This is a genomic window from Shinella curvata (assembly GCF_022899935.1).
Lineage (GTDB): Bacteria > Pseudomonadota > Alphaproteobacteria > Rhizobiales > Rhizobiaceae > Shinella > Shinella curvata.
The window spans coordinates 352,307-365,399 of record NZ_JALJCJ010000007.1 but is presented as its reverse complement, the minus strand read 5'-3'; the positions used below and the strand labels follow the sequence as shown (position 1 = coordinate 365,399).

Annotated in this window: 9 protein-coding genes; 4 read left to right on the top strand and 5 right to left on the bottom strand. The window is 65.7% G+C overall.

The window, feature by feature from the left end; all coding sequences use genetic code 11:
• The first annotated feature begins 6 nt into the window (after positions 1-6).
• From MUU55_RS24810 to trxA, 4 genes are all read left to right on the top strand, one after another.
• The gene (locus MUU55_RS24810) at positions 7-741 is read left to right on the top strand and encodes a nucleotidyltransferase family protein (RefSeq protein WP_244763455.1); all 735 of its coding nucleotides are present in this window, start codon (positions 7-9) and stop codon (positions 739-741) included.
• On the top strand, positions 738-3,914 hold the full coding sequence (gene addB, locus MUU55_RS24805; protein WP_244763454.1) for a double-strand break repair protein AddB: 3,177 nt from the start codon (positions 738-740) through the stop codon (positions 3,912-3,914). Before MUU55_RS24810 ends, addB begins: the two co-directional genes overlap by 4 nt.
• Positions 3,907-7,476 carry a double-strand break repair helicase AddA gene (gene addA, locus MUU55_RS24800; RefSeq protein ID WP_244763453.1) on the top strand — a complete coding sequence of 1,190 codons (3,570 nt, stop codon included), beginning with the start codon at positions 3,907-3,909 and terminating at the stop codon, positions 7,474-7,476. The genes addB and addA overlap by 8 nt, the downstream gene beginning before the upstream one ends.
• 69 nt (positions 7,477-7,545) lie before the next feature.
• Positions 7,546-7,902, top strand: a complete 357-nt coding sequence (trxA, locus tag MUU55_RS24795; protein ID WP_303278672.1) for a thioredoxin — start codon at positions 7,546-7,548, stop codon at positions 7,900-7,902.
• A 56-nt stretch (positions 7,903-7,958) separates the two neighbouring features.
• Here the strand turns inward: trxA and MUU55_RS24790 are convergent, their stop codons facing one another.
• The 5 genes from MUU55_RS24790 to MUU55_RS24770 are packed head-to-tail and all read right to left on the bottom strand — an operon-like array spanning position 7,959 to position 12,981.
• The gene (locus MUU55_RS24790) at positions 7,959-9,302 is read right to left on the bottom strand and encodes a bifunctional folylpolyglutamate synthase/dihydrofolate synthase (RefSeq protein ID WP_244763451.1); all 1,344 of its coding nucleotides are present in this window, start codon (positions 9,300-9,302) and stop codon (positions 7,959-7,961) included.
• 1 nt (position 9,303) lies between these two features.
• Positions 9,304-10,206 (bottom strand): acetyl-CoA carboxylase, carboxyltransferase subunit beta, encoded by a 903-nt coding sequence (gene accD / locus MUU55_RS24785; protein ID WP_244763450.1) that lies wholly within the window; start codon positions 10,204-10,206, stop codon positions 9,304-9,306.
• Between the two features lie 42 nt (positions 10,207-10,248).
• Positions 10,249-11,088 carry a tryptophan synthase subunit alpha gene (trpA, locus tag MUU55_RS24780; RefSeq protein WP_244763449.1) on the bottom strand — a complete coding sequence of 280 codons (840 nt, stop codon included), beginning with the start codon at positions 11,086-11,088 and terminating at the stop codon, positions 10,249-10,251.
• A gap of 1 nt (position 11,089) precedes the next feature.
• On the bottom strand, positions 11,090-12,310 hold the full coding sequence (gene trpB / locus MUU55_RS24775) for a tryptophan synthase subunit beta (protein WP_244763448.1): 1,221 nt from the start codon (positions 12,308-12,310) through the stop codon (positions 11,090-11,092).
• Positions 12,307-12,981: a phosphoribosylanthranilate isomerase gene (locus MUU55_RS24770; RefSeq protein WP_244763447.1), complete on the bottom strand. Its 675-nt coding sequence runs from the start codon at positions 12,979-12,981 to the stop codon at positions 12,307-12,309. The genes trpB and MUU55_RS24770 overlap by 4 nt, the downstream gene beginning before the upstream one ends.
• Between the last annotated feature and the right edge of the window lie 112 nt (positions 12,982-13,093).

The window sequence follows — 13,093 nt, the reverse complement described above, 5'->3', positions numbered from 1 at the left end:
TGCTTGATGAAGATCGAAGACGCCATGGTGCTGGCCGCCGGCCTTGGAACGCGCCTGCGCCCCATCACCGATACGATGCCGAAGCCGCTGGTGCCGATCGCCGGCAAGCCGATGATCGATTATGGGCTGGATGCGCTGGCGGAGGCCGGCGTCAAACGCGCGGTCGTCAACGTACACCATTTCGCCGACCAGATGACGGCGCATCTGGCAAACCGCACCCAGCCTGAAATCATCCTGTCCGATGAGACGGCGCAGCTGATGAATTCCGGCGGCGGGCTTGCCAGGGGTCTGAAGCTGCTCGGCCGCGCCCCCGTGCTCGTCATGAATGCCGATCTCTTCTGGATCGGCGAGAAGGCCGGCGAGAAGACCAATCTTCAGCGTCTGGCCGAAGCCTTCGACCCTGACCGTATGGACATGCTCATGCTCTGCGTGCGGCTGGAGGACACGACGGGCCATAACGGCAAGAAGGATTTTTCGTTGGATGCGGACGGGCGGCTTACCCGCTACCGGGAGGAAAACGGCAATCCGGTCGTCTATGCCGGCGCCATCGCGATGATGTCCGCACTTCTCGACGACGCCCCCGACGATGCCTTCAACCTCAACATCTATTTCGACCGCGCCATCGAGAAAGGCCGGTTGTTCGGCCTGATGCTGGAGGGGCATTGGATCACCGTCGGCACGCCTGACGCCATCGATGCGGCGGAAGCCGTCATCGGCCGTTTCCAAGAGGCAGCGGCGTGACTTCTGCCCACGGCGGCCGCATCTTTTCGATCCCGGCGAGCCTGCCCTTCCTGAAGACGGTGGCAGCAAGCCTCATCGACGGCCGCCTCGTGCCCGGCTTCACCTATGATCCCACCGATCCGCTGGCGCTGGCCGACGTAACGATCTATGTGCCGACCCGGCGTTCGGCCCGCGTGCTGCGTTCGGAATTCGTCGATCTCTTCGGCGGCAAATCGGCAATCCTGCCGGTCATCCGGGCGCTGGGCGAGACCGATGACGACAGCGGTTTCTTCGACGAAGTGGCACCGGCACTGCTCGACATGGCCGAACCGCTGTCCGGCCCGGCGCGGCTTATCGAGCTTGCACGCCTCGTGCTCGCCTGGCGCAACAGCCTGCCCGCCGCCGTGACCTCCGTACATGCCGAGAGCTCGCTCGTCGCGCCGGCAAGCCCGGCCGACGCCGTCTGGCTTGCCCGAAATCTCGCCGAGATCATCGACGCGATGGAGACGGAAGAGCTGGACTGGGCTGCACTCGACAGCCTCGACGTCTCCAACCATGCGCTCTGGTGGCAGCTCACCGCCGAATTCCTGAAGATCGCCAGCGAGTTCTGGCCGGCGCGCCTAACCGAGCTTGGCCGCTCCTCGCCATCGCTTCGGCGCAACGCGACGCTGCATGCCGAAACCGAGCGCTATCGCCATGCGCCGCCGACCGGTCCTGTTATCATCGCGGGCTCCACCGGCTCCATTCCCGCAACCGCCGGGCTGATCGCCGCCGTGGCGAAACTGCCGAACGGCGTCGTCATCCTGCCGGGGCTCGATCGCTTCATGTCGGACGCCGAATGGCTGCTGGTCGGCCATCAGGGCGGCGCGGCGGGTGGGCTGAAGCCGGATGCCGCCGCGCGCAGCCATCCGCAATACGGCCTGCACCGCCTGCTCACCCGCATGGGCGCGACGCGCAACGATGTGGACCCGCTCGGCTCTCCCCCCGACGATCTCGAATACCGCACGAAACTCCTCTCCAGCGCCTTCCTGCCGACGCAGGCGACGGCCGGCTGGGGCGAGGTGCGCGGCGCGCTCGATGACGAGCGGATGGCCGCGGCGTTCCGCGAGGTTTCTCTCGTCGAGGCGGCCAATGAGCGCGAGGAAGCACTGGCGATCGCCATTGCGCTGCGGCTGGCGCTGGAAGAGAGCGACGACGCCCAGGCGGCTTTGATCACGCCGGACCGCAAACTCGGCCGGCGTGTCGCCGCTGAGCTTGCCCGCTTCGGCATCGAGGCGGATGATTCTGCGGGTACGCCGCTGCTCTCCACGCCGCAGGGCACCCTGCTCCGGCTTCTCGTGGAGGCAGCACTTCGCCCCGGCGACCCGGTGCCGCTCGTCGCACTGCTGAAACATCCGCTCACCCGCTTCGGGCTTCCCGTCGACGACCTCCACACTGCCGTGACCGCGCTGGAGTTGACGGCGCTGCGCGGCGGCACCGCGGAGATCGATATTTCCACGCTGGAACCGCTGCTGGAGGCCGCTCTCGAGCGACAGGCCGGGGATCGTCACCCGCCGATCTGGCGTACCGCACTGCCGGAAACGGCGATCCCGCTTGCGCAGGACCTGACGCGCCGCGTCGCCGCCGCGGTCGAGCCGCTGGCCGGCCTTCTCGTGCAGGAGACCCGCACGGGGCGGCGTTTGTCCTCGAAACTGCCGCTGTCCGACTGGGCCGAACGCACCGGCCGCGCGCTGGAAGCGGTGGCGGTGGACGAACGCGACAATCTCGCCGCCCTCTGGTCGGGCGAGGCGGGCGACAGCCTTGCCAATCTCCTGAAGAGCGTGATGGAGACGGACGGGCAGATCGAGGCCGACGGGCCGCAATGGTGCGATATCATCGAGGCGCTGGCAGCGAGCGAAAGCGTCAAGCCGCGCTCGATGCGCCATCCGCGCGTCTTCATTTTCGGCGCGCTCGAATCGCGCCTGCAAAGCGTTGATACGGTCGTCATCGGGGGACTCAACGAGGGCACATGGCCGGGGCAGGCGGCGAACGATGCCTTCCTCTCGCGCATCATGAAGGTGGAGATCGGCCTGGAGCCGCCGGAGCGGCGCATCGGCCAGCTCGGCCATGACTTGCAGATGGCCGCCGCCACGCCGAAGCTGGTTCTGACGCGTGCCCTGCGCAACGGCACCGCGCCCACTGTCGCCTCGCGTTGGCTCCAACGTTTGCTCGCCGTTGGCGGCCCGACATTGGCCGCCGATCTGCGCAGCTGCGGCAGAAATCTCATCGACTGGGCCAGTGACATCGACAAAAGCGCCAGCGTGTCGACCGCACCGCGCCCCGCGCCGAAACCGCCGGCGGATTTGCAGCCGAAGAAATACTCGTTCAGCGAGATCGGTCGCCTGCGCCGCGACCCCTATGCCATCTATGCCCGCCATATCCTGCGGCTGCACCGGATCGCGCCCTTCAACCTCGATCCCGGCCCGGCCGAACGCGGCTCGCTCTACCACCGCATCGTCGATCGTTTCGTGCGCGCGGAGGGCAGCGGCGAACCACTGACCCTCATAACCCATATCCTCGACGAGGAATTCGATGCCATCGCGCTGCCGCCGCATATCGATGCCGTCTGGCGGCCGCGATTTGCCGCCGTCGCCCGCGCTTTTGTCGACTGGCACCTGAAGCGGGCGCCCGGCGTGCGCGAAACTCTCACGGAAGTGCCGGCCTCGCTCGATCTCTCCGTCGGCGGCATCAGGCTGACCGGCATTGCCGACCGCATCGATATCCTGCCCGATGGCAGTGCCGATATCATCGACTACAAGACCGGCAGCACGCCATCGCTGAAGGTGGCGCGCGCGCTGCTCGATCCACAGCTGGCGCTGGAAGCCGCCGCCATCCGCCGTAGCGCCTTCCGCGGTCCCGGCCAACGCGAGCCGGCGAACCTTCTCTATGTGCGCCTCAAACCCGGTGAACGGTTCGAGGCCGAGCAGGTCAACAACGAGGGCACCAAGACCAATCCGAAATCGGCCGTGGAACTGGCCGAGGATTCGCTGGCCGAACTGGAAAAGCTGCTGACCGGCCTGATCGACGGCCGTTTCGGCTTCGCCTCGCGCCTCATTCCCGAGCAGGAGCGCGACTATGGCGGCGAGTACGACCATCTGGCGCGCGTCGCCGAATGGTCGTCTGCGGAAAACGGTGGGGAGGGCGACGATGTCTGAGAGCGAAGCCGAAGACCGCCCCGCCTCCGCCGATCCCGCGGCCTGGCTGAGCTGGACGTCGCAGAAGCAGGCGACGGCATCGGACCCTTCCCGCTCGGCCTGGGTTTCGGCCAATGCCGGCTCCGGCAAGACGCATGTGCTGACCCAGCGCGTCATCCGGCTGCTGCTGGCCGGCTGCCGGCCCTCGGCTATCCTCTGCCTCACCTATACCAAGGCGGCGGCCTCGGAAATGTCGAACCGCGTCTTCGAGCGGCTCGCCGAATGGGCGACGCTCTCGGACGAAGCGCTGTCCGACCGCGTTGCCGCCATCGAGGGCACCCGGCCGGACCTTTTCAAGCTCGCCGAGGCCCGCCGGCTTTTTGCGCGCGCGCTGGAAACACCGGGTGGCCTGAAGATCCAGACCATCCACGCCTTCTGCGAGGCGCTGCTGCACCAGTTTCCACTGGAAGCGAACGTCGCCGGCCATTTTTCCGTGCTCGACGACCGCGCCGCCGTCGTGCTGCTGGCGGATGCGCGCCGCACGCTCCTGACCGCGACGGCAAACGAGGACGACCGGGCGCTGGCCGAAGCCTTCGCGACGGTGCTCGACATCGCCGACGATACCGGCCTGGAAAAACTGATCTCCGACATCGTCGCCGCGCGTGGGCCGATCCGCAGCTTCATCGACGACGCGGACAAGGCCGGCGGCGTGGCTGCCGTGCTGCGACGGGAAACCGGCCTAGCGGCGACGGAAACCGCCGACACCATCCTCGCCGCCTTCTGGCCGCTCAATGGCCTTTCGGGCGCGACGCTGGAGGCCTATCTCTCGGCGGCGGAAACGCTGGGCAGCGAGACGGTGAAAAAATCGGCCGCCGGTCTGCGCGGCCTGATCCGGCTTACGGATGCGGAGGCGCGCCGTGCCGCGCTGCACAAGCTGTTCTTCACGGACAGCGGCAGCCCGCGAAAGATCGACAATGCTTTCTTCTCCGCCGCGCTGAAAAAGCAGTTTCCGCAATTCGAGGACGCGCTGATCGCAGCGCAAGAGCATATGGTGGCCTGCACGGAGCGGCTGCGGCGCCTGCGCATGGTCGAGGCGACGCTGGCGGCGCTCACCATCGCCGAACGGCTGATCGGCGACTACGAGGACCTGAAGCGCGCGCGCAGCCTGCTCGATTTCGACGATCTGATCGACCGCACCGCCACCCTGCTCACCCGCGAGCGGGTCAGCGCCTGGGTGCATTACAAGCTCGACCAGGGCATAGACCATATCCTTGTCGACGAGGCGCAGGACACCAGCCCGCGGCAATGGCAGATCGTGAAGGCGCTGACCGACGATTTCTTTGCCGGCGAAACGGCGCGGCGGGTCGAGCGAACGATCTTCGCGGTGGGCGATGAAAAGCAGTCGATCTATTCCTTCCAGGGCGCGCGGCCGGAACGTTTTGCCGAGGAGGGACGCGAGGTTTCGCGGCGCACGCAGATGGCGGAGGCGGCCTTCAGCCCGATCCGGCTGCTGCTCTCCTTCCGCTCGACGCGCGACGTGCTCTCAGCCGTCGACCAGGTGTTTCTCGACCCCGCCAATGCACGCGGCCTGTCGCCCGATGGTGACGAGATCGTGCATGCCTCCAACCGTGGGCGTGAACCCGGTGCGGTCGATGTCTGGGAGGTGATCGCCGCGCCGCCCGGTCTCGACGAGGAGGACTGGACGGCGCCCTTCGATGCGGTCGCCGAGGAAGCGCCGATCAATGTGCTGGCGCGGCGCATCGCCGATACGCTTGCCCTATGGATCGGCCGCGAGACGGTGACGGAAAAGGGCAAGGCGCGGCCGATGGCGGCAGGCGACGTGATCGTGCTGGTGCGCAAGCGCGATGCCTTCGTCAACGCGCTGACCCGCACGCTAAAACAGCGGCATAACCTGCCCGTCGCCGGCGCCGACCGGCTGGTGCTGACCAAACATATCGCCGTGCAGGACCTGATGGCGCTCGGCCGCTTCGCGGTGCTGCCGGAAGACGATCTGTCGCTGGCTGCGCTGATGAAAAGCCCGCTTCTCGGCCTGAGCGAGGAGACCGTCTTCGAACTCGCCGCCCGACGTGAGGAGCGGCAAAGCCTCTGGATGCGGCTGCGGGAAATGGCGGAAACCAGTGTGGCGCTGGAACCAGTCGTTCGCCGGCTTTCCGATCTCATCCACCATGCGCGCGAACAATCCGTGCATGATTTTTACGCCCGTATTCTCGGCGCGGGCGGCGGGCGGCGGGCGTTCCTCGCCCGGCTCGGGGCGGAAGCGGGCGAGATCATCGACGAGTTCCTGACCTTCGCGCTGGAGCAGGAGGAGAACGGCCTGCCCGGCCTTCAGGCCTTCGTCTCCACGCTCGAGCTGGAGGCGCCGACCGTCAAGCGCGAACAGGACAAGGCGCGCGGCGAGATCCGCATCATGACCGTGCATGCCGCCAAGGGCCTCGAGGCGCCGGTCGTCTTTCTCGTCGACGGCGGCTCGAAACCGTTCAATGCCAACCATATGCCGAAGCTGCGTTTCCTCGCGGGCGGTCCTCTGGCCGGCGGCCTGCCGGTCTGGCTGCCGCTCAAGGACCTCGGCAACGGGCTGACGGAGGCCGATGCCGAGCGCATCCGGGCAGGCGCGGAAGAGGAATATCGCCGGCTGCTCTATGTGGCGATGACGCGCGCGGCCGACCGGCTCGTCGTCTGCGGCTATCGCGGCCGGCAGGAGGCCAAGGACACCTGGCATGCGATGATCGCCACGGCCCTTGCCGCGGATGAAAGCCGTTGCGTCGAGACGACGTTTTCGACGGCGGGCGAAAGCTGGCAAGGGCTTTCCTGGCGCGAGGCCGGTGCGGCGGATATCGGCACGGTGTCGGTTACGACCGCCGAAGACCGGGCGAAGGTGCTGCTGCCGGAAGCCCTCGGCAAACCGCTGCCGCCGCAGAAAGCCCTGCCGCGCCCCTTGAGCCCCTCCGGTGCCGCAGCCGTCATCGAGACCGACACGGCGGACTTGCTGGTGCCCTCCGCATTGTTCGGCCGCAAGGGCGGCGGCGCGACCGGCAGCGGGCTGGCGCTGGAGCGCGGGCGCATCCTGCACCGCTTCCTGCAGATCCTGCCGTCCTTTGTGCCGGAGGAGCGCCCGGCCGCGGCGCGGCGCTATCTGGAGCGGGCGGTGGCGCATTGGCCGGATCATGCCCGCACCTCGCTGGTGGAGGCGGCGCTGGCGGTGATCGGCGACGAGAGCCTCGCCGCGATCTTCTCGCCTTCCGCGCGTGCGGAAGTCTCGATCATGGGCACGCTGTCGCTCGGCCGCCGGGATTTTGCAGTCTCCGGCCGCATCGACCGCATGGCCGTCGAGAGCGACACCGTCGAGATCGTCGATTTCAAGACAAACCGCGTGCCGCCGGCCGCCGTTTCGGACATTCCCTTCGAGCACCGGGCGCAGCTTGCAATCTATCGGGCGATCCTCACACCACTCTATCCGGAGAAGAAAATCCGCTGCGGGCTGATCTATACGGAGGCGGCGAAAACCTTCTGGCTGGAGCCGGCACTGCTCGATGCGAGCCTTGCCGAACTCACGGCAAAGTGAGATACCGGGCGGGACGGATCGCGCTGGCCCGGCACTTCAGGGCTTGAAACCGGGGGCTCGGCGCATCACATTTCATGCAACAATCACCGTTCCAAGGAGAGCCTCATGGCTACCGTAAAAGTCGACCAGTCCAACTTCCAGGCTGAAGTCCTGAATTCCGCAGAGCCTGTCGTCGTCGATTTCTGGGCCGAATGGTGCGGCCCGTGCAAGATGATCGCCCCGGCACTTGAGGAAATCGCGACGGAACTCGCCGGCAAGGTGAAGGTCGCCAAGCTGAACATCGACGAGAACCCGGAACTGGCCGCGCAGTTCGGCGTGCGCTCGATCCCGACGCTTGCCATGTTCAAGGGCGGCGAAGTGGCCGACATCAAGGTTGGCGCCGCCCCCAAGACGGCCCTTGCCTCCTGGATTTCCAGCGCCGCCTGATCGGCCTGGCTGGTCCATATGAAAAAGCCCGGCTTTGGCCGGGCTTTTTTCGTTTCTCAGGTGGGTGGCGTGCCGTTGTCGGCAAGCACATCGCCGACGAGATAGAGCGAGCCGCCGATCAGGATACGGGGCGGCACCGAATCCTCCTCCGTGATGCGGCCGATTTCGGCAAGGGCTTCGGCGACGGTCGAGTAGGCTTCCGCCTCCAGCCCGGCACGGGCGGCGTCCTCGGCCAGCGCCACCGGGTCGAGGCCGGCGTCGGATCCGCGGATCGGCACGGTGAAGACGCGCTCGGCCAGACCGCCGAAAGGCTCGAAATAGCCGACCGGATCCTTGGTGTTGATCATGCCCGTCACGAGGAAGAGCGGGCGAGCCTCTCGTTCCTCGAAATTCGCCATGGTCTCGGCAATCACCTGGCCGGCACCGGGATTGTGGCCGCCATCGACCCAGATCTCGCTGGCACGCGGCGCGATACGGGCCAGCGCGCCGTCCGTCAGCCGCTGCAAACGGCCCGGCCATTCGACATGGCTGAGGCCCATTTCCATCGCATGTTCGGACACGGTGAAGCCGGTGGCCTTCACCGCGCGGATCGCGGCGGCGGCATTGGCATATTGGTGGCGGCCGGGCAGGCGCGGCAGCGGCAGGTCGGCAAGGCCGAACTCGTCCTGATAGACGAGGCGGCCATATTCCTGATGCGCCATGAAATCCTGGCCATAGATGGCATGCGGGCAGCCGAGCCGCTCGGCGGTCTCGATCAGCACGTCGCGGGCGGCGTCTTCGGTCTGGAAACCGATAACGACGGGCACGCCGCGCTTCATGATCCCGGCTTTCTCGGCGGCGATCAGTTCGACACGGTCACCGAGATAGGCCTGATGGTCGAGCGAAATCGGCATGATGATGGAGACGGCCGGACGCGGGATGACGTTTGTCGCGTCGAAACGCCCGCCGAGACCGACCTCGATGATCGCGACATCGGCCGGATGTTCGGCAAAGAGCACGAAGGTGACGGCGGTCAGGATTTCGAAGACGGTGATCTTTTCCCCGCCATTGGCGTCGGCGACACGGCGCACGGCATCCGCCAGGACCGCGTCTTCCACGAACTGCCCGCGGCCGCCCTTGACACCGAGACGGTAACGCTCATGCCAATTGACGAGATGCGGCGAGGTATGGACGTGCACGCTGAGGCCCTGGGCCTCGAGGATGGCGCAGCAGAAGGCGGTGACCGAGCCCTTGCCGTTGGTGCCGGCCACATGGATGACCGGCGGCAGTTTCAGATGCGGATCGCCAAGTGTCGCAAGCAGCCGCGTGATGCGATCGAGCGAAAGATCGAACCCCTTGGGATGGAGACCGAGAAGCTTCTCGATCTCCGCTGCGGCTTCGCTGACCACCACGCCGGTCATGTCACTGGGCCGCGATGGCGACGGCGCCGTTGGTGACCGAAACGGCCGCCGGCTTCTTCATGAGGATCTTCAGAAGACGGGCGAGCGTATCGGGAATGTCATGGCGCTTGACGACCATGTCGACCATGCCGTGATCCAAGAGGTATTCCGACGTCTGGAAGCCTTCGGGCAGCTTTTCGCGGATAGTCTGCTCGATGACGCGCTTGCCGGCAAAGCAGATTTCGGCACCCGGCTCGGCGAGATGGATATCGCCCAGCATCGCGTAGGAGGCCGTGACACCGCCGGTCGTCGGGTTGGTGAGCACGACGATATAAGGCAGGCCTGCTTCCTTCAGCATCTCCACGGCCACGGTGGTGCGCGGCAGCTGCATCAGCGAGAGGATGCCTTCCTGCATACGCGCGCCGCCCGAGGCGGGGAACATGACGAGCGGGCACTTTTCGGCAATCGCGCGTTCGAAGGCCTTGATGATGGCCTCGCCGGCGGCAATGCCGAGCGAGCCGCCCATGAAGTTGAATTCATGCACGACGCCGACGAGCTTGACGCCACGCACCTTGCCCACGCCGGCAACGATCGTGTCTTCCAGATCGGTCTTGACGCGGCTGTCCTTCAGACGATCCGCATATTTCTTGGAATCGCGGAACTTCAGCGGGTCCTGCGCGACCTTCGGCTGCTGCAGGGCCTCGTAGACGCCATCGTCGAAAAGGTCCTTGAGGCGGGCCTTGGCCGGCATCTTCATGTGGTAGCCCGAGGCCGGGATGACCCACTTGTTTTCCTCGAGATCGCGGTGGAACACCATCTCGCCGGTTTCCGGGCACTTGATCCAGAGATTGTCCGGTACATCCCGGTCAGGGCGGCCAAGCATCGAGTTGATCTTTGGCCGAACGTAATTCGTGATCCAGTTCACGGTCTAGACTCCCGTTATAATGGTGGTTCCCATGTGGGAACTTTACTCCGCCGCCGCAAGGCGCGACGCGCGCACGCCGGATGCGAGGCTCATGACCAGCGTTTCGACACCGGCGACGGTGGCGGCACTGGCCTTGCCGTCCGCCGTCAGGCTGGAGGCGATCTGGTTGACGATGGCCGTGCCGACGACGACGCCATCCGCCGAAGCGCCGATGGCCCGTGCATGCTCGGCCGTCTTGACGCCGAAGCCGACGCAGACCGGCAGCTTGGTATGCGCCTTGATGCGGCCGACGGCACCGCCGATGAGCGACGGATCCGGCAGGGCCGAACCGGTGATGCCGTTCATCGAGACGTAGTAGACGAAGCCCGACGTGTTCTTCAAAACGGCCGGCAGGCGCTTCTCATCGGTCGTCGGCGTGGCGAGACGGATGAAGTTGATCCCCTTGGCAAGTGCGGGGATGCACAGTTCGTCATCCATTTCCGGCGGCAGATCGACGACGATCAGGCCGTCGATGCCGGCTTCCAGCGCGTCATCGAGGAAACGCTCGACGCCATAGATGTAGATCGGGTTGTAGTAGCCCATCAGCACGATCGGGGTCGCGTCGTCTTCCTTGCGGAAGTCGCGCGCCATCTGGATCGTCTTGGCGAGCGTCTGGCCGCCGGCGAGCGCGCGCTGGCCGGCCACCTGGATCGCCGGGCCATCGGCCATCGGGTCGGAGAACGGCATGCCGAGTTCGATGACATCCGAGCCGGCCTTCGGCAATGCCTTCATGATCTCCAGCGAGCTCGCATAATCCGGATCGCCGCCCATGAAATAGGTGACGAGGGCCGGGCGGCCTTCCGCGGCAACATCCGCGAAGCGTTTGTCCATGCGTGCGGTCATCTCAAAGCTCCATGCCGAGGATCTTGCCGACGGTGAAGATGTCCTTGTCGCCGCGGCCGGAGAGGTTCATCAGGATGATCTGGTCCTTGCCCATCTTGGGCGCGCGCTTGATCACCTCTGCAATGGCATGGCTCGGCTCGAGCGCCGGAATGATGCCTTCGAGTTTGGTGAGGAGCTGGAAGGCTTCCAGCGCTTCGTCGTCCATGATCGGAACATATTCGGCGCGGCCGATCTGGTGCAGCCAGGCATGCTCCGGGCCGATACCGGGATAGTCGAGGCCCGCCGAGATGGAGTGGCCTTCCTTGATCTGGCCGTCGGCATCCTGCAGCAGATAGGTGCGGTTGCCGTGCAGAACGCCCGGCGAACCGGCCGTCAGCGAAGCACAGTGCAGGTCGCCGTCAAGGCCCTTGCCGCCGGCTTCGACGCCGACGATCCGGACGTTCTTGTCGTCGAGGAACGGGTGGAAGATGCCGATGGCGTTGGAACCACCGCCAACAGCGGCAATGACCATATCCGGCAGGCGGCCTTCGGCGGCCATCAGCTGCTCGCGGGCTTCGGTGCCGATGACGGCCTGGAAATCGCGCACCAGCTCCGGATAGGGATGCGGGCCGGCGGCGGTGCCGATCAGGTAATAGGTGTCGTCGACATTGGTGACCCAGTCGCGCAACGCCTCGTTCATCGCATCCTTCAGCGTGCCGCTGCCGGCGGTGACGGGCTTCACCTCGGCACCGAGCAGCTTCATGCGGAAGACGTTCGGCGCCTGACGTTCGACGTCGGTGGCGCCCATATAGACGACGCAGGGGAAACCAAAGCGCGCAGCAACGGTGGCCGAGGCCACGCCGTGCTGGCCGGCGCCGGTTTCGGCGATGATGCGCGTCTTGCCCATGCGCTTGGCAAGCAGGATCTGGCCGATGCAGTTGTTGATCTTGTGCGAGCCGGTGTGGTTCAGCTCTTCGCGCTTGAAATAGATTTTTGCGCCGCCGAGATGCTGCGTCAGGCGCTCGGCATAATAGAGCGGGCTCGGGCGGCCGATATAATGGGCGCCGAGGTGCTTCAGTTCCGCCTGGAAGGCCGGATCGGTCTTCGCCTTGTCCCATTCCGCCTGAAGTTCGAGGATCAGCGGCATCAGGGTTTCGGCGACGAAACGACCGCCGAAAATGCCGAAGCGACCGTCCTCATCGGGACCTTCGCGATACGAATTCAGGTTGGGTGACTGGTTCAATTGCCTCTCCCTGCGACGGCGGTCTTGTCGTCCGCCTTGTTCGCCGCCTCAAAAAACGCTTCCATCAGGCCGAGATCCTTGACCCCTGGCGCACTTTCGACACCCGAACTGGTGTCGATGCCCGGCGCGCCGGTCAGTTGAATGGCCTCGGCGAGGTTATCCTTGTTCAGCCCACCCGAAAGCATGTAATCAACGCTTCCGTCAAGCAAATGCATGAGTTTCCAGTCGAACGAGACGCCGTTGCCGCCCGGAAGTTCAGAGCCTGCCGGTGGTTTCGCGTCAAACAGGAACCGGTCGGCGATGCCGATATAGGGATCGATCTTCTTCAGATCGTCCGCCTCGCGCACCGAAAAGGCCTTGATGACAGGCAGGCCATAGACCGCCTTGACCGTCAGCACCCGCTCGGGGCTTTCCTTGCCATGCAGCTGGAGAATGTCGGGCGAGAGCTGGTCGACGATCTCGTCCAGCGTGTCGCTGTCGGCATCGACGGTCACCGCGACGATCTTCACGCGGCCGCGTACCCGGTCGGCCAGACGGCCGGCGTCGGAGGGCTCGATATTGCGCGGGCTTTTCGGAAAGAAGATGAAGCCGATATGGCTCGCGCCGAGCGCAACCGCCTTGTCGACGGCCTCTTCGGTCTTCAGCCCGCAGATTTTAATGTCGCGTTTCATGGGGAAGGGGTTCGCACGAATCACCGGAAGAGTCGAGCCGAAAGACGGCGGCAATAGGACTGGAAACGCCACCCTTGCACCGCCCGCGAGACGGCCCATATGGAAGGAAACG